The following is a 20,618-nucleotide window of genomic DNA, read 5'->3' on the forward strand; positions in this document are numbered from 1 at the left end:
GCTCATCTCCGCCGTGTGATCAGCGCCAGTACCCGGCGGTTAAGCCGCCACCACAGCAGTACGTAAAGCAGGTAAAAAGCCACCAGCAGCCATTTGTGATGATTGACGCCGTTGTCGAACTCGGCGAGAGGCACGCCCAGTATTTCCACATAGCCGAACACCAGCAGGGGAAACATCAGAAACACCGACCAGCGCCAGCACAGCACCAGGGCGGAAGTCAGTACATTGTCATTCACGAATGATCGTCTCCACGCACTTCATCTGCCACGAGCTTAACAGTGTCGGTGGGGGAATTCAGCTCGCCCGCCAGATAGCGTTGCAGCCGCACCGACGGAATGGAAGACGCCGACGCCAGGGTACAGGCGGCCCACTGGCCGGCTTCGGCCAGGGCATCGGCCATGGAAGCCCCTGTCACCAGGGCGTGAACAAGACCACCGGCAAAGGCGTCTCCGGCGCCGGTGGCGTCCACCACCTGCACCACCGGCGCCGGCACGCAAATGCGCCGGCCGGCGGAGATCGCCTCGGCACCGCGCTCGCCGTGGGTCAATACCAACCATTCCAGGCCGTTGCCGGCCAGCTCTTTTGCCTGTTGCCAGGGATCATCAACCTCCCCCATGTCGGCGGCGGAGGCGATCATGACCCGGCAGGGCCGGGCCCAGCGACCACCTTGAGGATACTGACTGACCACCAGACTGTGGCTCTTCATGGCCTCCATGTAGGCGGCCACCTCGGCGCCCTCGGTGTTGACATAGAGGCAGTCCACCGGCCCCTTGGGAAGGTTGGCCGGCAACGCCGGTGTGCGGGCCTGACGCAGTATGGTGCGCTCCCCCCGGCTGTCCACCAGCACCAGCAACTCGCCGGTGGCGCCGTCAACGCGCTCCACATAATCCAGATTGAAGCCAAGGCCGGCGGCCTGCTGCAACAGCCAGTCGCCGGTGTCGTCCCGGCCCACCCGCGTGGCCAGCGCCACCCGGTGCCCGGCCCAGCACAGGCCGGTACCGGTATTGGCCGCACCGCCGCCGAGCCGGCGGCCGCCGTCCCGGTAATACAGCCGGTGACCGGCTTCAAGCGGCGCCTCCAGCTGCAGCACATGATCACAATTCAGATTAGCCAGCAGCGTGATGTTCTTTTTAATAATGTTGGCTCCCGGCATGGCGAGTCTCCCGTTATATAGGGGCAGCATCTTACCGCCCGCCTCCCCCCCGGCACCAGACCCTGTTTGCCCCCGGCTTGATGCAGGTCAAACCAAAAGGACTCACAAGACTACCTTTTGTACCGACAGTACTGCTATGCTGCTTCGGCGGCCCCGTCGGTCGCCAATGACTCAAATACCAACAAGCATGGGATGCTTCAGCCTGCGGTCTGGCAAGCGCTTTGCCAGAGGCTTTAAAGCCACCCTCAACCCGCTCGAGGATGGATATGCAATTTTTCAATAACCTCAGTCTGCGCAACAAGCTGATGCTGATGGTCGCCACCCTGTTTATTGGCCTGCTGCTGGTACAGGCCTCGGCCATGAACGGTCTGCACCAGGAGCTGCTCAGTGCCCGCAAGGAAAAGGTGCGCGAACAGGTGGAAACCACGGTTTCCCTGATCAATCACTTTTATGAGCAGCGCCAGCAGCTGGGCGACAGCCAGAGTCGTGAACTGGCGCTGGAGGCGGTGCGCGCCCTGCGCTACGGCGACGGTGGCTACATGTGGATCAACGACATGCAGCACCGGCTGGTGATGCACCCGATGAAGCCGGGCAATGAAGGCAACGACATGACCCGGGTCACCGACGCCGACGGCAAACACCACTGGCAGGCCATGGTCACCACGGTCAACAACAGCGGTGCCGGCTTCGTGGATTACAGCTATATCGGTCCCCAGTTCGACCGCCCCCAGCAAAAGGTGTCTTACGTACAGGGCTTTGCGCCCTGGGGCTGGGTGATTGGCAGCGGCGTTTACCTCAGCGACGTTAATGACCTGTTCTGGCAGCAGGCGGGCAAATCCCTGGGGCTGCTGGTACTGGTCACCCTGCTGGCACTGGCGCTGATCGTCACCATCACCCGTTCCCTGACCTTTTCGGTGACCCGGGTACAGGAAGTGATCGCCCGCTTTGGCCAGGGCGATCTCGGCGCCCGCACCGGGGCCACCCGCAGCGATGAAATCGGCCAGCTGTCCCGGGGGGTGGATGCCATGGGCGAGCAGCTCTGTGGCCTGCTGGCCCAGGTGCGCGAAGCCGCCACCCTGCTCGACGGCGAAGCCGAGGGCCTGAGTGTGAAAAGCAAACAGACCCGCGCCAGTATGCAGAGCCAGTTCAACGAGGTGGATCAGGTGGCCACCGCCATGAACGAGATGAACGCCACCGTGCACGAAGTGGCCCGCCACGCCAACGACGCCTCGGCGGCGGCGGAAAAGGCCAATCAGGAAGCCAACATGGGCCACGACGACGTGAACCGCAGTATCGACAGCATGCAGCAGCTGGCCGACTCGGTGGGCGAAGCGGGTCAGGCCATGCAGGAACTGGAAAGCCAGACCCGGCAGATCGACTCCGTGGTAGAGGTGATTCGCAATATCTCGGAGCAGACCAACCTGCTGGCGCTCAACGCCGCCATCGAGGCAGCCCGGGCCGGCGAGTCGGGCCGGGGCTTTGCGGTGGTGGCCGATGAAGTGCGCTCCCTGGCGATGCGCACCCAGGAGTCGACCGGCGAAATCCAGCGCATGATCCAGCAGCTGCAAAGCCACGCCGGCACCGTAGCGGAGCACATGACCAACAGCCAGGAGCAGGCAGCCATCAGCATGGACGTGGTGCGCGCCGCCGGCCGGGATCTGGAGCAAATCCTCAACGAGGTGCAGAGCATCAACGACATGAACGCCCAGATCGCCACCGCCTCGGAGGAGCAGTCGGCGGTAGCCGAAGAGATCAACCGCAACCTGATCAACATCAACGAGGGTGCCCAGGAAGCCCTGCAGGTGGCAGATCTGATCTCCGACAGCAGCCAGCGGGTGTACCAGTCCTCCCATGAACTGGCCCGGCAGATAGCCCACTTCAAGCTGCAGGAAGGCGCACCCCCGGCAGTGAATGCCAGGGTGACCGATTCCCGCCCGCAACCTGCCTGATCGACAAGGCCACCGCAAGGGTGGCCTTTTTACCGCCTGAGCCGGGTGCCGCTGTTACTCGGTGATGATAACCATATTGTCGTGCCCGGCCTCTATTCCCCCTGGCAGTGAATGCGTCCGCAGCCAACGGTGAAACTCATGGCCAATGTGGGTCAGCACCGTTCTGGCCGGCTGCAACTGCGTACACATGGCCATGACCTGCTCCAGCCCGTTGTGGTTACGGCCTTCGGCACCGGGCGGAAAACTGCAGTCCACCACCAGCACATCCAGCGCCGGCCCTGCCTGCAACAGCGCCAGACTGTGTGCCGGCAGCCCTTGAGTATCGGTGAGATAGGCCAGCCGGCGACCGCCGTGTTCAAACAGGTAGCCCAGGGTCGGCCGGGAATGCACCATGTCCAGTGGCGTAATGTGCAGACCATGCCGTTGCCAGGCCCGGCCATGGGCCATTTCCGGCCGAAAGTCCAGGCAACCGGGGTGCTTCAGCAGATCGGCGCAACCCGCCGGGTCATCAGGGCACCACACCGGCACCGGTGCCGCCGGCCCCCAACGCAGGTGAAACAGCCCCTGCACGTGATCCACATGAAAATGGGTCAGCAAAATGCCATCCAGCACGCCGGGGGCAAAACGCCGGTGCAGATCCATCAGGCCGGCGTCCAGCAACAGCCGGTGTTCCCCCCACTCCAGCAGGGCCGAGCAGGGCGCCCGTTCCTGCGCCAGGTTGGCAAGAGCTTGCCGGCAGTCACGACAATCACAGCCATACAGGGGAATACCACCGGCCGCCCCCGTGCCCAGCAGGGTCAGACGCATGCTTTGTCTCCCTGCCGGTAACGCTCGAACTGCTGCAGGGTCTGCTGCAGCGAGCCGGAGTTGTCCAGTTGCCAGACCGAAGCCGGCAGCCCCTGGCTGTGGGCCTGGGCCCGAGCCAACCGCAGCCGAATCTCGTCCTCGCTTTCCCGCCCCCGGGCCCGCAACCGCTGGCCAAGAGTATCGGCGTCAACGGTCACCATCACCGGCACCAGCGGCTCGCCAAAGCGGGCCTGAGCTCGAGGCAGGCAGGCCCGGGAGCCGTTGACCATGACATCGAGCCCCGAGGCCAGCCAGCGCTCCAGCTCACAGCCCAGGGCATAGCAATGCCCGTTTGCCTGCCAGTCGAGGGCAAACAGGCCCAGCTCGCGACGCACATGAAACTCGGGCAGGGACAGCTCGACATGGTTTTCGCCGCCAGCAAAGGCGGCCCGGGTAATGTAGCGATGGGCCACCAGCAACTCGGTACCGAGCCGGCGACGCACCAGCTGCATAAAGCTGTCCTTGCCGGCGCCGGAAGGCCCCATCACATAAAACAGTCTGCCGGACTGGCGGATCATGGTGCTGCCTCCCTGTTAATACGCCAGTTCGCCCCGGCACCAGACCCGGGCCGGATACACCTGGTCGTCATGCTGCCGGGCCAGCACCAGGTCGGCCCGTTTGCCTTCGGCCAGCACGCCGCGATCCTCCAGACCCAGGCTGATCGCCGGGTTGCGCGTGGCCAGGCGCACGGCGTCGGCCAGCCGCAGCTCGTTGCGCTCATCCGCAGCCAGGTGAAAGACCGCATCAAGCAGGCTGCCCGGGTAATAGTCCGACGACAGCACATCCAGCACACCCAGGGCGGCCAGCTCATGGGCGGCCACATTGCCGGAGTGAGAGCCACCGCGTACCACATTGGGCGCGCCCATCATCACCATCAGGCCCTGCTGGTGGGATTCCCGGGCCGCCTCGACCGTGGTCGGAAACTCGGCGAGCACCATGCCCAGCCGGTGGGATTCCTGCACATGGGCCAGGGTGGCGTCATCGTGGCTGGCCAGGGAAATCCCCCGCTCCCGGCACTGGCGGGCAATTTCCGTCCGGTTGGGCAACGACCAGCGCGCCGACAGCGCCAGCTGGTGCTGCTCGTATTCATCCATCTGCCGGTCGCTGAGCCGGTACTTGCCCTGATAATACTCCCGGTATTTCTCCGGGTTGACGAACTGGCGCTGACCGGGAGAGTGATCCATCAGCGACACCAGCTGCACTTCCGGCATGCCGACATAGTGCTCAAACAGCGGCACCGTGGTTTCGTGGGGCAGCTCGCAGCGCAGATGCAGCAGGTGCTGGGCCCGGTTAAGGCCGCGGCGCTCACTGTCTGCCACCGTGTGGATCATGCGATCCAGGTTGTCCCGGCGAGTGCCACCGTCACGCTCGTCGCCGATGGCCACCGCATCCAGCACAGTGGTGATGCCGGCCGCCACCACCTGAGCATCGTGGGCCCGCATGGCCGGCAGTGCCGGCCAGTTCACCTTGGGCCGGGGCGTAAAATGCTTGTCCAGGTTGTCGGTATGCAGCTCCACCAGGCCGGGCAGCAACCAGCCGCCCTCGCCGTCAATGGCGCCGGGCTGCTGGCTGGAGCTATCGGCCAGGGCGCGGATCACACCGTCATGCACCTCCACCGAGCCGTTGACCACCTCGTTTTCCAGCACCAGTTTCACATTGGTAATAATCATGCTCACGCTCCCCTTACTGCATTACCGGCCGGGCATCGGCACGGGACTGAATGTCATACAAACGATCGGCAACCTGCTCACGCACGTCCTCATCGTGAAAAATGCCGACGATGGCGGCGCCCCGGGCCTTGGCTTCGTGGATCAGCTCCACCACCACCGCCCGGTTGGCGGCGTCAAGCGAGGCGGTCGGCTCATCGAGCAACAGCACCGGGTAGTCGGCGACAAAGCCCCGGGCGATGTTCACCCGCTGCTGCTCGCCGCCGGAAAAGGTAGCCGGTGCCAGTTGCCACAGATGCTCCGGCACATTGAGCCGGGTCAGCAGGTGTTCGGCCCTCTGCCTGGCCTCGGCCCGGTCCCCACCCTGCTCAATCATCGGCTGCATCACCACCTCCAGAGCGCTGATGCGGGGGATCACCCGCAAAAACTGACTGACCCAGCCAATGGTCTGCCGGCGCACGTTCACCAGGGTGCGGGGACTGGCCTGGGTCATGTCCAGCCACTGGCCCTGATGGCGCACCTCGATATGACCGCAGTCGGTGAGGTAGTTGCCGTACAGGGTGCGCAGCAGGGTCGACTTGCCGCTGCCGGAGCGGCCGTGCAGCACCACACATTCTCCCGCCGCCACGCTGAGAGAAGCGCCGGACAGCACCGGCAGACGAATGCCGCTCTGGTTGTGCAGAACAAAGGTCTTGTGAACATCGGAAACTTTCAGTGCGAAGGTCATGGCGGCTCCTAGCTTTGCAATACGGAAGACACGAGTAACTGGGTATAGGGGTGCTGGGGATCGTCCAGCACCTGGTCGGTCAGCCCGGTTTCCACCACCCGGCTCTGTTTCATTACCATCAGCCGGTGGGACAACAGCCGGGCCACCGCCAGATCGTGGGTCACGATAATGACCGCCAGCCCCAGCTCGGACACCAGCCGGCGCAGCAGGTCCAGCAGCCGGGCCTGCACCGACACATCCAGGCCGCCGGTCGGCTCGTCCATGAAAATCAGTTTGGGATGAGTCACCAGATTGCGGGCGATCTGCAGCCGCTGCTGCATACCGCCGGAAAAGGTCACTGGCATGTCGTCAATGCGATCCGCGGGAATCTCCACATCCTGCAGCCATTGCAGCGCCTGTTCACGAATGTTGCCGTAATGACGCTGGCCCACCGCCATCAACCGCTCGCCGATATTACCGCCGGCCGACACCCGCGGGCGCAGGCCGTCGAGGGGGTGCTGGTGCACCACGCCCCAGTCGGTGCGCAGCAACTGGCGACGCTGGCTTTCGGCCATTTGATACAGGCTGACCACCTGTTCCAGCTGGCTGCCGGCGCTGCCGCGCAGGTACAGCACCTCCCCCTCGTCCGGCGCCAGCCGGCCGGAAATGGCCCGCAACAGGGTACTTTTACCGGAGCCGGATTCCCCGACGATGCCCAGCACTTCGCCGGCATAGAGCTCAAAGGAGACATCGGCAAAGCCCTTGCCCGGCGCATACAGTTTGGTCAGATTACGGACCGACAGCAGCGCCTGCTCCGGCAGCTGAACGGTGGTCTCTTGCGCTGTCATGCGAGTTTCTCCCGCCATGGATAAGGTGTCTTGGTTCATGCCTGTTGCTCCAGTTGCTGACGGCAGTAATCGGTATCCGAGCAGATAAACACCCGGCTGCCCTGATCGTCGGTCACCACTTCGTCAAGGAAGCTTTCGGTGGCACCGCAGATATCGCAGGGCTCGTCCCACTGCTGCACTTCAAACGGATGGTCTTCAAAGTCCAGGCTGGTCACCCGGGTATAAGGCGGAATGGCGTAGATGCGTTTTTCCCGCCCGGCACCAAACAGCTGCAGGGCCGGCATCATGTCCATCTTGGGGTTGTCGAACTTGGGGATCGGCGAGGGATCCATGATGTAACGGTCATTGACCCGCACCGGATAGGCATAGGCGGTGGCGATGTGACCGTAGCGGGCGATGTCTTCGTAGAGTTTGACGTGCATGATGCCGTACTCCTCCAGCGCGTGCATCTTGCGGGTCTCGGTTTCCCGCGGCTCGATAAAACGCAGCGGCTCCGGAATCGGTACCTGATACACCAGGATCTGCCCCGGCTGCAATGCCGTTTCCGGAATCCGGTGGCGGGTCTGGATCAGGCTGGCGTTGGTGGTGACTTCGGTGGTAGCCACATCGGCCACCTTCTGAAAGAAGGCACGGATGGACACGGCGTTGGTGGTGTCGTCGGCGCCCTGATCGATCACCTTGAGGGTGTCGTCCCGGCCGATCACCGCCGCCGTCAGCTGCACGCCGCCGGTGCCCCAGCCATAGGGCATGGGCATTTCCCGGCCGCCAAAGGGCACCTGATAGCCAGGAATGGCCACCGCCTTGAGCAGCGCCCGCCGAATCATGCGTTTGGTCTGTTCATCCAGGTAGGCATAGTTGTAGCCCTGGTGCTCGGCGCCGCCGGCGCTGTGGTTGCTGTGGCTGTTCATCATGCCTGCTCCCCTTGCTTGCTGGCGTTCGCGCCATGCTGTTGGTCATATTCCCCGCGCATGCGGCGCAGCAGTTCCAGTTCGGCCTGAAAGTCCACGTAATGAGGCAGTTTCAGGTGGGACACAAAGCCGGAGGCCTCCACGTTGTCCGCATGGGCCAGCACGAACTCCTCGTCCTGGGCCGGACCGGCTACCTGCTCGTCGTAGTCAGGGGCCTGCAAGGCCCTGTCCACCAGCGCCATCGACATCGCCTTGCGTTCGCCGAAACCAAAGGTCAGACCATAACCGCGGGTAAAGGCCGGTTTTTGCTGCTTGCCGCCGGTAAAGCCGTTGATCATCTGGCATTCGGTCAGCTCGATATCACCGATCTCGATGGCAAAGCCCAGCTCCTCGGGCACCAGCTCCAGGGTCACCTCGCCGGAGCGAATTTCGCCGGCAAAGGGATGGTTGCGGCCATAACCGCGCTGGGTGGAATACCCCAGTGCCAGCAAAAAGCCCTCGTCACCACGCACCAGCTGCTGCAGCCGGGCCGAGCGATCGCAGGGGTAGGTCACCGGCGTCATGGTGACATCCGCGGGCTCGTCACCGCTGTCGGTTTCCGCCACCATCAGCTCCAGTTTTTCCAGAATGCCCGCAACCTGAGGGCAGGCTTGCGCCTCGCTCACCACCGGTTCCGGGCCGGTATGCTCGCCCTCGGCCAGCAGGGCAAAGTCCAGCAAGCGGTGGGTATAGTCATAAGTGGGGCCCAGCACCTGGCCACCGGGCAGATCCTTGTAGGTGGCCGAAATACGGCGTTCGATACGCATGCCGGCGGTGTCGACCGGCTCGGTCACCGCCAGCCGCGGCAAGGTGGTGCGGTAGGCCCGCAGCAGGAAAATAGCCTCCACCAGATCGCCGCCGGCCTGCTTCACCGCCAGTGCCGCCAGCTCCTTGTCGTAGATGCCGCCTTCGGTCATCACCCGGTCCACGGCACCGGCCAGCTGCTGCTCCACCTGCGCCACACTGAGCTCCGGCAGGCTGGTGTCGCCGCGACGTTTCCGGGCCTGCAACTGGTGTGCGGCGGCAATGGCTTTTTCGCCGCCCTTGACTGCTACATACATGGCTTATACCTCCACTCGGGTAGAACGCGGAATTGCGATCAGGTCACGGTCACAGACCAACATCAGATCGATGCCCAGGGGCGAGGACAAATCCCGCTCACTCAGCCAGCGCATCAGCGCCGACGGCAGGCTGCCCAGGCGGACGCTGCGCACCCCGGCAATGCCCGGCCCCGACAGGGTTACCGGCATGCCGTCGTCAAAGGCGTCGGTTTCGATCACCAGGGTCGCACCCCGATCCGGGTATTCCTCTGTGCCCTTTGGCAAGGCCTGCAGCAGCGCCTCAGCGGCGTCCGAATCGCGCTGCGACAGCACCGCGAAGTCGGCCGTTGCGGCCTGCTCGGTCAGCGGTGCCGCCACATGAAAACGCAGGTTATCCAGTACCGCCTCGTCCTCTTTCAGGCTGGCCGACAGCCAGATTCGGGTGCCGTTGTCTGCCAGGGTCAGCAGCACCTGGGCGCCGCCGGCGCTCAGTCCGCCAAAGGCACCGGCTCGGTCCAGCGTCACCCGGGTGCCCGGCTCCGACATGGCGGTGAGCAGGCGACGAAAACAGGCCTGGCTGTCGTGGATGGCATCCGCAAATGCCGTGGTAATCGCTGTCATCAGTCTTCTCCCCGCACCATGGTAAAAAAGTCCACCTTGCTGGACGCCACTTCCCGGCGACGCCGCTCTTCCTGCTCAGCCCTGAGTGCCGCCAGCGGCGCGATAAGCCCCACCTGCAGCAGCTCATAAGCTTCCCGGGTCTGCATCAGCGCATCGATCACCGCCGCCAGCTCCGCATGGCGTTTGTTGCGGCCGCGCACATAGCTGTAACCGAGTTCACCGCTTTCCAGCCGGATCACTGCCCGGGTGATGGTGGTGTCGCCCAGGTTGAACAGGCTGCCGGTGGCGCCCATCCGCGCCCGGACCTGAGCCAGGCCGACTTCCGGTGCCCGTATCAGCTGATATTCGGGGGCCAGTGCCAGCGCCTGCCAGTGGGCCTCCAGCTCGGCCCCGGATGCCCGGGCCAATACCGACATCCATTGTTTGCGTTGTGGTGTATTCATTCAGTGCTCCACGACATATTCAATTAAATCGGAACGGGATGAACTCACGGAAAATTCCGCAATCTGATTCGACCCCTTGAGCTGATTCCTGGTTTTAATACGCATAACCGGAACCGACTTGTTTATTTGCAAAAGGCGACACTCTTCATTTGAGGGCGCCCGGGCACTCAGCCTGGTGGATTCCCTTTTCAATTCCAGTTCAAGTGTTTTTCTTAAAAACTCGTGCAATGACCCCTGACGAAAATGCTTTAATACCGGCCACCATTCCGGGTCACTCAGATAATGGTTGATCACGCAACGCGGGATCCCTTCCGTTGTTCTCAGCGTTTGTATATGAACAATCTTTTGCTCGGGTTCGATATTTAATTCCACGGCCAGCTTGCCGGTCACCGCCATCAGCCGGGAGCCGACCACCTGGCAACTGGGCAGCGACCCCTGTTCCAGCAGGTTGCCGGTAAAGTGCGCCCCGTCATGCAGCCGGTAAAGGTGGGGCTGGCGCAATACCATGTTGCCCTTGCCCTGATGGCGCTGCACCAGGCCGTTGGCGACCAGCTCGTCGATGGCGCGCCGCACCGTATGGCGATTAACCTGAAAGCGCTCGGCCAGTTGCATTTCCGGCGGCAGATAATCTCCCGGCCTGAAATACTGCCTGATGTCCGATTCCAACTGCCTGCTGATTTTCAGATATATACGCATGCTGCTGCTCCGCCAGTTAACCAGGACACCATTGAGGAAACTTTTACACCGCCATTCCCCCCAACCATTAATTTATTGTTGTCTAGACAAGTCCATTCAAATAAATCAGATGTATTTCTTGCGAATAAACTGGGAGGCGACATCAAGCAGACTTACGGTGACAATCACCACCAGCATAATGGCCGCCGTCTGTTCAAACTGGAAACTGCGAATCGCTTCCCACAGCAGCACGCCAATGCCGCCGGCCCCTACCATGCCAACCACGGTGGCGGAGCGGACATTGGATTCAAACCGATAGAGCGAATAGGAAATCCACAACGGCATCACCTGAGGCAATACTCCGTAGAGAATCTCTTCCAGCTTGCTGGCGCCGGTGGCGCGCACCCCTTCGATGGGGCCCGGCTCAATGGCTTCCACCGCCTCGGAAAACAGCTTGGACAGGACCCCGGTGGTATGGACGAACAGTGCCAGCACCCCGGCGAAAGGCCCCAGCCCCACCGCCACGACAAACAGCATGGCGAACACCATTTCATTGATGGCCCGGGCCGCATCCATCAGTCGCCGCACCGGTTGACACACCCACTGGGGAAACAGGTTTTCGGCGCACAGCAAGCCAAACGGAATCGACAGCACTATGGCCAGCAGGGTGCCCCACAGTGCCACCTGCAGGGTGACCAAGGTCTCTTTCAGGTACAGCTGCCAGTGCGTAAAGTCCGGCGGAAAAAAACCGGCGCCCAGCTCGGCCATGTTGCCGGCATCCCGCACCAGTGCCGCGGGATCCATCTCGGCTCCCTGCCAGGCCCAGGCCAGCACCAGGGCCAGCACTATCCACTTGAGCAGTTGCCACAAACGCAGGCCCGGGCCCGGCGGTGTCACGACATCAGTATTCATTGTCACAGTCTCCGATGACCGTGAAAGGCCGGCCATGCCGGCCTTTCACCGGTACTTAGTTGGTCATGGCCGAGAGGGCAGACATCTGACGGTTCAGCGCCGCCAGCTGCATTTTCACCTGAGCGATGTCGTCGCCGCCGGCCTGGTTGTTTTCCAGCTCTTTCAGCTCCTTGAACAGTTGCAGCTGACGAATGGGCAGCAACTGCAGGTTGCTGGACGGGCTGAACGAAGCCCACTCCATCGACGCCAGGATCTCCCGTTGCCGGGGGTCACCGTCACGGCCGTAATCCATAAAGAAGTCGTATACCACCTGCTTGGTGGTTTCCGGCAGGTTCTCGCGCCAGACGATGGGATCGGCAGGGATCAGCGGCGACTTCCACAACACCTTGATATTCTTGGCTTTCTCCGGCTCGCGCTCGGCAAATCGCGCCAGGCTTTCGGTATTGTTGGTGGCCACATCCACCTGCTTGTTGAGCACGGCGAACACATTGACCTCGTGGCTGGAGTTCAGGGTCTGCCTGAACTCCTGGGGAGAAACATCGTTCTGGGCAAACACATAATAGGAGGGCACCAGAAAGCCGGAGGTCGAGTTGGGATCGCCGTTGCCGAACACCAGTTCATCACGCTGTGCCAGCACGTCCTTCACAGAGGTGAGCGGGCTGTCCTGATGTGCAATCAGCAGGCTCCAGTAACCGGGCTGGCCATCGGCGCGCACGGTCTGGGCGAAGATTTCACCGCCGGCGCGGTCCACGGCTTCCATCGCCGACTTGTTGCCCAGCCAGGCGATATCGACCTTGTCGAAGCGCATGCCCTGAATGATGCCGGCGTAGTCGGGCGCGAAGAAGGCCTCGACTTCCACCCCCAGCTGCTTTTCCATGTCGGCCAGGAAGGGTTCCCAGCTCTGCTTGAGGTTCTGCTGGGACTCGGTGGAAATAATGCCGAAGTTGATGGTCGACAGTGGCGCTTCATCCGCCAGCACAGGCGCCGAGAGCACGGTGCTCAGCAGCGCCACGCCACCCACGAGTTTTTTCAGTGCATGCTTCATGACAGTTGTCCTTGAATGGAACCAGGTAGAAAGGAAGGGTTGGCCGGTAAGGGGCCGACACCGGGTGTTGCTGATGCTTTGGCCGCCGGGCGCGATCTGGTGTAAAGCGCCGCCAGTTCCTGCTCCGAAATGGCGCAGGAGGCGCCCTGATAAAAGACTTCCCCTTCCCGCAGGGCAACCAGCTGCTGACAATATTTCAGCGCATAATCAACCTGATGCAGGGTCACCACTACCGGAATGCCTTCCCGCTCATTGATGTCTCTGAGTAGCTCCATGACGGTGCGTGCCGATTCGGGATCGAGCGAGGCAATGGGTTCGTCAGCGAAGATGATGCTCGCCTGCTGCATCAGCGAACGGGCAATGGCCACCCGCTGTTGCTGGCCGCCGGAGAGGGTGGACACTCGCTGCCCGGCAAAGGCCGCCATGCCCACCCGCTCCAGTGCCTGCATCGCCTGCTCACGCTGAGCCTGGGTAAAACGACCGGTCAGGGTGCGCCAGCGGGCGGTGCTGCCGAGGGCGCCAATCAGCACATTGGTCAGCACACTCAGACGATTAACCAGATTGAACTGCTGGAAGATGTAACCGGCCTGCGCCCGGCAGCAACGCACGCGCGGGGCCGCCTTGCCCCGGGCCTGCACCAGCTCGCCCATGACCCGGACTTCGGTGCCTTCCCGCTTGTCGGAAAACACCAGCCCGCTCAGGTGCCGCAGCAGCGTGGACTTGCCCGAACCGGAGGGGCCCAGCAGCGCGGTAATGCCCGAGTGAGCAATGTCCAGGTTGATCTCTTTCAGCGCTTTCTTGTTGTCAAAGGTCTTGCTCAGACGCCTGACCTCAATGATCTTGTTGTTCATTGCCAGCAGCCTCACGTTGGATTCGCGAGCCATGTTGCGGAGGATAGATGACAGTTTTATTGAGGAATTAAGTCAGCGAAGTGTCGGCGACAAACTTGTTGCAGCGGGAGAGAATATGGTAAGAGATTGTTATTTAAGGGATTAATTTTTTCATCCCGACCGGAATGTCAACTTGTCTAGAACAGACATTCAAAAAAGCTTCACCTGAGCGCCAGTGGTTGCGTCAGGTAACGGCGCACAAAAAAAGCCGCCCCTTGGGGCGGCCTGGCTGGCTGTCATGTCCGTGCGGACTCAGCCTTTCAGCACCTTGTCCAGGGCGGCTTCAAAGGTGGCCACAGTGCGGTCCACGTTCTTCAGCTTGTCGAGGCCGAACAGGCCCAGGCGGAAGGTCTGGAAGTCGGCGGGCTCGTCGCAGGCCAGGGGCACGCCAGCGGCGATCTGCAGGCCCTCGGCGGCGAACTTGCTGCCGCTCTTGATGCCGGCGTCGTCGGTATGGCACACCACCACGCCCGGCGCGGCAAAGCCGTCGGCGGCCACGCTTTTGATGCCCCTGGCCGCCAGCGCGGCCCGCACCCGATCGCCCAGCTCTTGCTGACGTGCTTTCATCACCTCAAAGCCCATTTCACGGCTCTCGACAATGGTGTCGCGGAACGCGGTGAGGGCATCGGTGGGCATGGTGGCGTGGTAGGCGTGACCACCCTGCTCATAGGTTTCCATGATCTGCAGCCACTTTTTCAGATCAATGGCAAAACTGGAGCTCTGGGTGCTGTCGATACGCTCGCGGGCCAGTTTGCTCAGCATCACCAGGCCGCAGCAGGGTGAGCTGCTCCAGCCTTTTTGCGGGGCGCTCAGCAGAATGTCGACCCCGCAGGCTTCCATGTCCACCCAGATGGTGCCGGAAGCGATGCAGTCGATCACCAGCAGACCGCCCACTTCGTGCACGGCGTCGGCCATGGCACGAATGTAGTCGTCGGGCAGTATCATGCCAGCGGCGGTTTCCACGTGAGCGGCAAACACCAGATCGGGCTTTTGTTCGCGAATGGCGGCCACTACTTCCTCGATGGGGGCCGGCGCCATGGCGGCCTGAGGACCGTCTTCAATGGTGCGGGCCTTGAGCACGGTTTCGGAGGCCGGAATCTTGCCGGCTTCAAAAATCTGGCTCCAGCGATAACTGAACCAGCCGTTGCGTACCACCAGGCAGTGCTTGTCGGTAGCGAACTGGCGGGCCACGGCTTCCATGCCAAAGGTGCCGCTGCCGGGCACGATCACAGCAGAGTGTGCGTGATAAAGCTCTTTCAGGCTGGCGGAAATGTCCTTCATGACCTGCTGAAAGCGCGCGGACATGTGGTTAAGCGCGCGGTCGGTGTAAACCACGGAGTATTCCAGCAGACCATCGGGGTCGATATTGGGCAGCAATCCGGACATAATCACCTCTTGATAACGTAACTGATACTGTAAACAGGGCCGCGAGCGCGCCGCCGCACACATTCAAGAATGACACAGTCTCCCTGAACAGGACTACCTTCCAGGTGAGTCTTGTGAAGTGAATGCATGAAACGCGGCCGGGGCTGAATCATTCATAATGCCCAAGATTTCGAAAAACAGCAAAGAAACAATCAACAAGACTGCACCTTAAGCAAAAGTGTAAAACTTAAAACTATTTTTATGTTTTTAAGCAAATTAAATCACCACCCAAGAGAGCATTCATGAACGAAACATTCAGCCTGGAAGGCAACGACTTCATTCCCCTGTGCAACCTGCTGAAGGTGCTGGGCTGGTGCGACTCGGGCGCCATGGCCAAGGCGGTAATCGACGAGGGTGCCGTGACCGTGAACGGCCAGGTGGAAGTGCGCAAGCGCTGCAAGATAGTGGCGGGGCAGGAAGTTCACTTTAACGGCCAGACTGTCACCGTCAGCGAGTAATCAAAAAGAGGCCGCACGGCCTCTTTGTTTTTTATGCACAAACAAAAAAGCCTCGCATTGCTGCGAGGCTTTTTCGAGAATCTGGTCGGCATGAGAGGATTCGAACCTCCGACCCCTTCGTCCCGAACGAAGTGCGCTACCAGGCTGCGCTACATGCCGTTAACGGGGCGAGAATTTACAGAAACACCGGCCCCCTTGCAAGCCCTTTTTCATCATTAATCCGCTTTTGGACCCAATAATCGCATGGTCCAGTCATTCACCCGGCCGGCAGCCGAATAATCCGCCGCTTTTTTGCGCCAACTGGCGGATAATTGTTCGGTGGCAGCCAGCTCACGCAAGCCATCGGCATCATAGCCGCGGTTGAACATGATATCGCCGGCCCGCTTGACCGGCATGCCTGCACAGGGCCGCTCCACCAGCTCAAGTAAGGCGGTTGGCGTTACCCTGCCTTCTTCCAGCACCCGCAGCAACCAGCCGGTGCGGCCATTGGCCTGCACCAGCACCGAGAAAAAGTCGTGGCCAAAGCGGGCATTGAGCTTGTGGCAAGGTGAACGGGGCTGGCTTATCTGCACCAGTGCCTCTCCCAGCCGGAACACATCGCCTATGCAGGCGTCTGCTTCCGTCAACCCGGTGCCGGACAGGTTTTCGCCAAAGGCACCGGGCACCAGCTGCTCGCTGTTATCCGTCAGCCCCATGCCATCAAACCACTGGCGCCATACCGGATAATGCTCCGCCGGGTAGTAATGCAGCGCCCGCTCCGGTCCACCGTGGAAATGGCTGGCGACCTGAACATCCCCTTCCAGCCCGGTGTGGCTGCAGAACAGCATCTCGCTGACGGGCTGTTTGTCGATGGCGCTGTCGATGCCCGGCGCCAGCGGTTTTGCCTGTCCGGTAAGAAGGATAACTTGCATGGACGACTCCTTTGATTTGATGACATCCGTGATGACATCCGTGACTACATCCGTGATTTAAATACCTTCACATAAAAACACTATTTATCATAGTTGAGCAAGCCGCGTGCCGGTCCGACTCAAGTCAGTCTCATTCGGACAAACTCCTCCGCCCCACAGCTTGAAAAAGCCACCGGCCAAGCCCAATAATCCTTACATCCCCACCGGCAAACGGAGCCGCCCTTTTCATGAACATCGCCTTTTTCAGTACCCGTCCCTACATGCAGCAACACTTTACCGAGCAAAACCGCCACCACGGTTTTGATATCACCTGGTTCGATGCCGGGCTGAACCCCGACACTGCGCTACTGGGCCGAGGCTTTGATGCCGTGTGCGTGTTCGTGAACGACAAGCTGGATGCGGAGGTGATCAACATTCTGGCCGCAGGCGGCGTGAAGTGCATCGCCCTGCGCTGCGCCGGTTACAACAATGTCGACCTGCAGGCCGCCCGCAAGGCCGGCATTGATGTGGTGCGGGTGCCCGCCTACTCTCCCGAAGCGGTGGCCGAGCACACGGTCGGCCTGATGCTGACCCTCAACCGCCATATTCACAAGGCCTACCAGCGCACCCGGGACGCCAACTTTTCCCTTAACGGCATGGTCGGCTTTAACATGTACGGTAAAACCGCCGGCATTATCGGCGCCGGAAAAATCGGCCTGGCCACCCTGCGTATTCTCAAGGGGCTGGGCATGCAGTTGCTGGTGCACGATCCGTTTCGGGACGAACAGGTGCTGGCACTGGGCGCCCGCTACGTGGAGCTTGACCAGTTGTTTGCCGAGTCGGACGTGATCAGCCTGCACTGCCCGCTGACCCCGGACAACCATCATCTGCTCAACCGCCACAGCTTTGCGCAAATGAAGAACGGCGTCATGATCATCAACACCAGCCGGGGCGGTTTGCTCAATGCAAGGGATGCCATTGAAGCCATCAACAGCGGTAAGATCGGTCATCTGGGGCTGGACGTCTATGAGGAGGAAGAGCATCTTTTCTTTGAAGACAAATCCTGTCAGATCATTCAGGATGAGACCTTTCACTTGCTTTCCGCCTACCCTAACGTCATTCTCACTGGCCACCAGGCATTTTTAACAAATGAAGCACTGTCTGCCATTGCCCAGGTCACCCTCGACAACCTGCAACGTCTGGCCGACGATCAGCCCTGCGATAACAAAATCAATTAAGGAGCACTTATGAAACTCGCCCTTGCAGCCACCACCGCCCTGTTGCTGACCGCCTGCAGCGGTGGCCTGAAGGTGGTTGAATCGGATCTGCAGCATCATCACTGGAACCTGACCGCCATCGACGGTGTGGCCGTAAATGCCGACATTAAATCCGAACTGGAAATCGGCGAACACTTTTCCATTAATGGCCGGGCCGGCTGCAACAACTTTTTTGGCAGTGCCACCCTGGAGCAGGGCGTGCTCAAAGCCGAACCTCTTGGGGTTACCCAGATGGCCTGTGCGCCGGAAGCACAAACAGTGGAAACCGCCGTGCTCAACACCCTCACCAAGGGCGCCGTGGTCAGCCACGATAACCAGCAACTGGAGCTGAAAGGCGAGCAACACACGCTGACCTACGAACTGGCCGACTGGATGAAGTAATGAGCGAACACTACCTTGTGTGCCCGGCCTGTCAGGCCCGCAACCGGGTGCCTTCCGAGCGACTTCAGCAGGGCCCCAAATGTGGCAAATGCAAGGCGGCGCTGACGCCCGCCACAGCCCAGGAGCTGGACGGCCCCATGCTTGACCGGCTGCTGGCCAACGAGAGCCTGCCGCTGGTGCTCGACTTCTGGGCGCCCTGGTGTGGCCCCTGCAAGATGATGGCGCCGGTGTTTGAGGCCGCCGCCGGCGAGCACGCCGGCCGGCTGCGTCTGGCCAAGCTCAATACCGAGGCTCACCAGCAGGCGGCAGCCCGCTTTGGCATTCGCTCCATCCCTACCCTGATCGTATTCAAAGACGGAAAGGAAATCGCCCGCCAGTCCGGCGCCCTGCCCGCCGGCCAGCTAGACCAGTGGCTGCGTCAGTTTTACTGATGATATCAACGAGCACCTTGCCCAAAGGTGCTCGTTTTTCTTGAAATAGAAAGAACACGCACCTTCATATTTTTTGAATGGCTGGCTCGAATATTCCCGCTTTATGGCGATGGCCACGGCTTCCATACTGACATCAGGTTCATTCATGATGGGAGCAGGCCATGGGCAAGCTGATCGAGGGCGTCTGGCACGACGTCTGGTACGACACCGACAAGAACGAGGGCCGGTTTGAGCGCAGCGAGAGCCGCTACCGCCACTGGATCACGGCAGACGGCAGCCCCGGCCCCACCGGCGCAGGTAACTTTGCCGCAGAGCCGGGCCGCTATCATCTTTATGTGTCCCTCGCCTGCCCCTGGGCCCACCGCACCCTGATATTGCGCCGGCTGAAAGGCCTGGAAAACGCGGTGTCGGTGTCGGTGGTACACCCGCTGATGAAAGATCACGGCTGGACCTTTGCCACCGACTTCAACGGCACCACCGGCGATCAATTGTACGGACACGACTACCTGCACCAGCTCTACACACGGGCCGATCCGAACTACACGGGCAGGGTCACTGTCCCCCTGCTGTGGGACAAACAGCGCCAGACCATCGTCAGCAACGAGTCGGCGGACATAGTGCGCATGTTCAACAACGCCTTTGATAATGCGGGTGCCAACGCCGGCGATTACTACCCCGTGACGCTCAGGGATCAAATAGACGAGCTCAACCTTACCATCTACCACAATGTGAATAACGGCGTGTACAAGGCCGGCTTTGCCACCAGCCAGGACGCCTATGACGAAGCCGTTGATCCCCTGTTTGCCACCCTCGGCGATCTGGAGCTGCGCCTCGGCCGCCAGCGCTGGCTGCTGGGTAACCGGCTGACCGAAGCCGACATTCGGCTGTGGACTACCCTGGCCCGCTTTGATGCGGTGTATCATACTCATTTCAAGTGTGATCGCGGCCGTATCAGTGATTATCCCAACCTGTATGGTTTTTTACGGGATCTTTACCAGCAGCCCGGGGTGGCCGATACCCTCGACATGGCGCACATTCGCCATCACTATTTTCGCAGCCACACCACCATCAACCCCCACGGCATTATTTCCACCGGCCCCCGGCAGGACTGGTGGCAGGCCCACGACCGGGCCGAACGGTTTCAACAGGGAGCGACATCATGACAGCGCGATCCATCTTGACCACTTACCCGGCCCTGGACACCCGGGACGGTGCCGGCGTGCGCCTGCGCCGGGTGCTTGGGCAGCGCCAGGAGCAGCGCATGGATCCCTTTCTGATGATGGATCACTTCGCCTCGGATGAGGCCGCTGACTATATCGCCGGCTTTCCCGACCATCCGCACCGGGGCTTTGAAACCATCACCTACATGCTCGACGGCCACATGCTGCACCGGGATCATATGGGCAATGAAGGCCACCTGCGCCCCGGTGATGTGCAATGGATGACCGCCGGCCGGGGCGTGATCCACTCGGAAATGCCCCAGCAGGAAGCCGGCCGCATGCAGGGCTTTCAGATCTGGCTCAATCTGCCGGCGACACTCAAGATGCAGCCGGCCCGTTACCGGGACATTGCCGCCGCCGAGCTGCCACATATTTCCCTGGACGGCGGCGGCGAGCTGGTGCTGCTGGCAGGAGAACTGAGCCTGGCCGGCCGGCAATGGCAAGGCCCTATCGGCAGCGATCATACCCGGCCATTAATCGCTGATATTCAATTGGCAGCCAATGCTGAACTGACCCTGCCCTTGGCCGCGGAGCTGCACGCCATGCTGTATGCCTTTGAAGGCAATATCAAGGTGAATGGGCAGACCCAGCCAAATGGCCAAAGCGCCCTGCTCGGCGATGGCGACACCCTGGCCCTCGCCGCCGGCGACAAGTGCGGCCGGCTGTTATTGCTGGCCGGACGACCGATCAATGAGCCGGTAGTGCAGTACGGCCCTTTTGTGATGAACACACAAGCGGAAATCGAGCGGGCGATCATGGATTACCGGGCCGGCAAGCTGGTATAACGGAGTTTT

24 protein-coding genes and 1 tRNA gene are annotated in these 20,618 nt (G+C 61.3%); 7 read left to right on the forward strand and 18 right to left on the reverse strand.

Going from position 1 to position 20,618, the window contains the following annotated elements:
- Positions 1–2: 2 nt before the first annotated feature.
- Together Q9290_RS14935 and Q9290_RS14940 are read right to left on the reverse strand one after the other, a co-directional pair.
- On the reverse strand, positions 3–236 hold the full coding sequence (locus Q9290_RS14935) for a hypothetical protein (protein WP_306080505.1): 234 nt from the start codon (positions 234–236) through the stop codon (positions 3–5).
- Positions 233–1,153: a PfkB family carbohydrate kinase gene (locus Q9290_RS14940; RefSeq protein ID WP_306080447.1), complete on the reverse strand. Its 921-nt coding sequence runs from the start codon at positions 1,151–1,153 to the stop codon at positions 233–235. The genes Q9290_RS14935 and Q9290_RS14940 overlap by 4 nt, the downstream gene beginning before the upstream one ends.
- Before the next feature lie 266 nt (positions 1,154–1,419).
- Between Q9290_RS14940 and Q9290_RS14945 the strand changes: the two genes are divergently transcribed.
- Positions 1,420–3,102 (forward strand): methyl-accepting chemotaxis protein, encoded by a 1,683-nt coding sequence (locus Q9290_RS14945; RefSeq protein ID WP_306080448.1) that lies wholly within the window; start codon positions 1,420–1,422, stop codon positions 3,100–3,102.
- Between the two features lie 54 nt (positions 3,103–3,156).
- Here Q9290_RS14945 and phnP read toward each other — a convergent pair whose 3' ends face one another.
- The 14 genes from phnP to Q9290_RS15015 form a co-directional block, all read right to left on the reverse strand.
- Positions 3,157–3,909, reverse strand: a complete 753-nt coding sequence (gene phnP, locus Q9290_RS14950; RefSeq protein WP_306080449.1) for a phosphonate metabolism protein PhnP — start codon at positions 3,907–3,909, stop codon at positions 3,157–3,159.
- Complete coding sequence (gene phnN / locus Q9290_RS14955; RefSeq protein ID WP_306080450.1) at positions 3,900–4,466, reverse strand: ribose 1,5-bisphosphokinase; 567 nt, start codon at positions 4,464–4,466, stop codon at positions 3,900–3,902. The genes phnP and phnN overlap by 10 nt, the downstream gene beginning before the upstream one ends.
- Positions 4,467–4,481: 15 nt before the next feature.
- On the reverse strand, positions 4,482–5,618 hold the full coding sequence (phnM, locus tag Q9290_RS14960; RefSeq protein WP_306080451.1) for an alpha-D-ribose 1-methylphosphonate 5-triphosphate diphosphatase: 1,137 nt from the start codon (positions 5,616–5,618) through the stop codon (positions 4,482–4,484).
- A gap of 13 nt (positions 5,619–5,631) precedes the next feature.
- Positions 5,632–6,342 carry a phosphonate C-P lyase system protein PhnL gene (gene phnL / locus Q9290_RS14965; RefSeq protein WP_306080452.1) on the reverse strand — a complete coding sequence of 237 codons (711 nt, stop codon included), beginning with the start codon at positions 6,340–6,342 and terminating at the stop codon, positions 5,632–5,634.
- 8 nt (positions 6,343–6,350) lie between these two features.
- Positions 6,351–7,169, reverse strand: a complete 819-nt coding sequence (gene phnK, locus Q9290_RS14970; RefSeq protein WP_306080453.1) for a phosphonate C-P lyase system protein PhnK — start codon at positions 7,167–7,169, stop codon at positions 6,351–6,353.
- A gap of 35 nt (positions 7,170–7,204) precedes the next feature.
- A complete protein-coding gene (locus Q9290_RS14975) occupies positions 7,205–8,080 on the reverse strand; it encodes an alpha-D-ribose 1-methylphosphonate 5-phosphate C-P-lyase PhnJ (protein WP_306080454.1) in 876 nt (291 codons plus the stop codon).
- A complete protein-coding gene (locus Q9290_RS14980) occupies positions 8,077–9,177 on the reverse strand; it encodes a carbon-phosphorus lyase complex subunit (protein ID WP_306080455.1) in 1,101 nt (366 codons plus the stop codon). Before Q9290_RS14980 ends, Q9290_RS14975 begins: the two co-directional genes overlap by 4 nt.
- 3 nt (positions 9,178–9,180) lie before the next feature.
- Complete coding sequence (gene phnH / locus Q9290_RS14985) at positions 9,181–9,777, reverse strand: phosphonate C-P lyase system protein PhnH (RefSeq protein ID WP_306080456.1); 597 nt, start codon at positions 9,775–9,777, stop codon at positions 9,181–9,183.
- Positions 9,777–10,220 carry a phosphonate C-P lyase system protein PhnG gene (gene phnG, locus Q9290_RS14990; RefSeq protein ID WP_306080457.1) on the reverse strand — a complete coding sequence of 148 codons (444 nt, stop codon included), beginning with the start codon at positions 10,218–10,220 and terminating at the stop codon, positions 9,777–9,779. Before phnG ends, phnH begins: the two co-directional genes overlap by 1 nt.
- The gene (gene phnF, locus Q9290_RS14995) at positions 10,221–10,916 is read right to left on the reverse strand and encodes a phosphonate metabolism transcriptional regulator PhnF (RefSeq protein WP_306080458.1); all 696 of its coding nucleotides are present in this window, start codon (positions 10,914–10,916) and stop codon (positions 10,221–10,223) included.
- 105 nt (positions 10,917–11,021) lie between these two features.
- The gene (gene phnE / locus Q9290_RS15000) at positions 11,022–11,807 is read right to left on the reverse strand and encodes a phosphonate ABC transporter, permease protein PhnE (protein ID WP_306080459.1); all 786 of its coding nucleotides are present in this window, start codon (positions 11,805–11,807) and stop codon (positions 11,022–11,024) included.
- Between the two features lie 55 nt (positions 11,808–11,862).
- The gene (gene phnD / locus Q9290_RS15005; RefSeq protein WP_306080460.1) at positions 11,863–12,852 is read right to left on the reverse strand and encodes a phosphonate ABC transporter substrate-binding protein; all 990 of its coding nucleotides are present in this window, start codon (positions 12,850–12,852) and stop codon (positions 11,863–11,865) included.
- Entirely contained in the window at positions 12,849–13,703 is an 855-nt protein-coding gene (gene phnC, locus Q9290_RS15010; RefSeq protein ID WP_306080461.1) for a phosphonate ABC transporter ATP-binding protein, read from the reverse strand. The genes phnD and phnC overlap by 4 nt, the downstream gene beginning before the upstream one ends.
- Positions 13,704–13,994: 291 nt before the next feature.
- The gene (locus Q9290_RS15015) at positions 13,995–15,128 is read right to left on the reverse strand and encodes an aminotransferase class V-fold PLP-dependent enzyme (protein WP_306080462.1); all 1,134 of its coding nucleotides are present in this window, start codon (positions 15,126–15,128) and stop codon (positions 13,995–13,997) included.
- A 281-nt stretch (positions 15,129–15,409) separates the two neighbouring features.
- Here Q9290_RS15015 and ybcJ point away from each other — a divergent pair, with 281 nt between their 5' ends.
- Positions 15,410–15,625, forward strand: a complete 216-nt coding sequence (ybcJ, locus tag Q9290_RS15020; RefSeq protein ID WP_306080463.1) for a ribosome-associated protein YbcJ — start codon at positions 15,410–15,412, stop codon at positions 15,623–15,625.
- An 82-nt stretch (positions 15,626–15,707) separates the two neighbouring features.
- On the opposite strand, the gene Q9290_RS15025 is transcribed toward ybcJ, so the two are convergent.
- Both Q9290_RS15025 and Q9290_RS15030 read right to left on the reverse strand, forming a co-directional pair.
- A tRNA-Pro gene (locus Q9290_RS15025) sits at positions 15,708–15,784 on the reverse strand.
- 56 nt (positions 15,785–15,840) lie between these two features.
- Complete coding sequence (locus tag Q9290_RS15030) at positions 15,841–16,536, reverse strand: MOSC domain-containing protein (RefSeq protein ID WP_306080464.1); 696 nt, start codon at positions 16,534–16,536, stop codon at positions 15,841–15,843.
- Positions 16,537–16,763: 227 nt separating this feature from the next.
- Here Q9290_RS15030 and Q9290_RS15035 point away from each other — a divergent pair, with 227 nt between their 5' ends.
- From Q9290_RS15035 to Q9290_RS15055, 5 genes are all read left to right on the forward strand, one after another.
- Positions 16,764–17,753, forward strand: a complete 990-nt coding sequence (locus Q9290_RS15035) for a 2-hydroxyacid dehydrogenase (RefSeq protein WP_306080465.1) — start codon at positions 16,764–16,766, stop codon at positions 17,751–17,753.
- A 9-nt stretch (positions 17,754–17,762) separates the two neighbouring features.
- Positions 17,763–18,173 carry an META domain-containing protein gene (locus Q9290_RS15040; protein ID WP_306080466.1) on the forward strand — a complete coding sequence of 137 codons (411 nt, stop codon included), beginning with the start codon at positions 17,763–17,765 and terminating at the stop codon, positions 18,171–18,173.
- Complete coding sequence (trxC, locus tag Q9290_RS15045) at positions 18,173–18,604, forward strand: thioredoxin TrxC (RefSeq protein ID WP_306080467.1); 432 nt, start codon at positions 18,173–18,175, stop codon at positions 18,602–18,604. The genes Q9290_RS15040 and trxC overlap by 1 nt, the downstream gene beginning before the upstream one ends.
- A gap of 161 nt (positions 18,605–18,765) precedes the next feature.
- The gene (locus Q9290_RS15050) at positions 18,766–19,767 is read left to right on the forward strand and encodes a glutathione S-transferase family protein (protein ID WP_306080468.1); all 1,002 of its coding nucleotides are present in this window, start codon (positions 18,766–18,768) and stop codon (positions 19,765–19,767) included.
- On the forward strand, positions 19,764–20,609 hold the full coding sequence (locus Q9290_RS15055; protein WP_306080469.1) for a pirin family protein: 846 nt from the start codon (positions 19,764–19,766) through the stop codon (positions 20,607–20,609). The genes Q9290_RS15050 and Q9290_RS15055 overlap by 4 nt, the downstream gene beginning before the upstream one ends.
- Positions 20,610–20,618 lie beyond the last annotated feature (9 nt).

The organism is Oceanimonas aquatica (assembly GCF_030732065.1).
Taxonomy (GTDB): Bacteria; Pseudomonadota; Gammaproteobacteria; order Enterobacterales; family Aeromonadaceae; genus Oceanimonas.

Coding starts and splice junctions, on each gene's coding strand:
- phnN (WP_306080450.1), bottom strand. CDS start 4,466: ATGATCCGCCAGTCCGGCAGACTGTTTTATGTGATGGGGCCTTCCGGC.
- phnL (WP_306080452.1), bottom strand. CDS start 6,342: ATGACCTTCGCACTGAAAGTTTCCGATGTTCACAAGACCTTTGTTCTG.
- phnM (WP_306080451.1), bottom strand. CDS start 5,618: ATGATTATTACCAATGTGAAACTGGTGCTGGAAAACGAGGTGGTCAAC.
- Q9290_RS15050 (WP_306080468.1), top strand. CDS start 18,766: ATGGGCAAGCTGATCGAGGGCGTCTGGCACGACGTCTGGTACGACACC.
- phnH (WP_306080456.1), bottom strand. CDS start 9,777: ATGACAGCGATTACCACGGCATTTGCGGATGCCATCCACGACAGCCAG.
- trxC (WP_306080467.1), top strand. CDS start 18,173: ATGAGCGAACACTACCTTGTGTGCCCGGCCTGTCAGGCCCGCAACCGG.
- Q9290_RS14980 (WP_306080455.1), bottom strand. CDS start 9,177: ATGTATGTAGCAGTCAAGGGCGGCGAAAAAGCCATTGCCGCCGCACAC.
- Q9290_RS14940 (WP_306080447.1), bottom strand. CDS start 1,153: ATGCCGGGAGCCAACATTATTAAAAAGAACATCACGCTGCTGGCTAAT.
- Q9290_RS15035 (WP_306080465.1), top strand. CDS start 16,764: ATGAACATCGCCTTTTTCAGTACCCGTCCCTACATGCAGCAACACTTT.
- Q9290_RS15015 (WP_306080462.1), bottom strand. CDS start 15,128: ATGTCCGGATTGCTGCCCAATATCGACCCCGATGGTCTGCTGGAATAC.
- Q9290_RS15030 (WP_306080464.1), bottom strand. CDS start 16,536: ATGCAAGTTATCCTTCTTACCGGACAGGCAAAACCGCTGGCGCCGGGC.
- phnF (WP_306080458.1), bottom strand. CDS start 10,916: ATGCGTATATATCTGAAAATCAGCAGGCAGTTGGAATCGGACATCAGG.
- phnK (WP_306080453.1), bottom strand. CDS start 7,169: ATGACAGCGCAAGAGACCACCGTTCAGCTGCCGGAGCAGGCGCTGCTG.
- Q9290_RS15040 (WP_306080466.1), top strand. CDS start 17,763: ATGAAACTCGCCCTTGCAGCCACCACCGCCCTGTTGCTGACCGCCTGC.
- phnD (WP_306080460.1), bottom strand. CDS start 12,852: ATGAAGCATGCACTGAAAAAACTCGTGGGTGGCGTGGCGCTGCTGAGC.
- phnP (WP_306080449.1), bottom strand. CDS start 3,909: ATGCGTCTGACCCTGCTGGGCACGGGGGCGGCCGGTGGTATTCCCCTG.
- Q9290_RS14945 (WP_306080448.1), top strand. CDS start 1,420: ATGCAATTTTTCAATAACCTCAGTCTGCGCAACAAGCTGATGCTGATG.
- phnE (WP_306080459.1), bottom strand. CDS start 11,807: ATGAATACTGATGTCGTGACACCGCCGGGCCCGGGCCTGCGTTTGTGG.
- phnC (WP_306080461.1), bottom strand. CDS start 13,703: ATGAACAACAAGATCATTGAGGTCAGGCGTCTGAGCAAGACCTTTGAC.
- Q9290_RS14975 (WP_306080454.1), bottom strand. CDS start 8,080: ATGATGAACAGCCACAGCAACCACAGCGCCGGCGGCGCCGAGCACCAG.
- Q9290_RS15055 (WP_306080469.1), top strand. CDS start 19,764: ATGACAGCGCGATCCATCTTGACCACTTACCCGGCCCTGGACACCCGG.
- phnG (WP_306080457.1), bottom strand. CDS start 10,220: ATGAATACACCACAACGCAAACAATGGATGTCGGTATTGGCCCGGGCA.
- ybcJ (WP_306080463.1), top strand. CDS start 15,410: ATGAACGAAACATTCAGCCTGGAAGGCAACGACTTCATTCCCCTGTGC.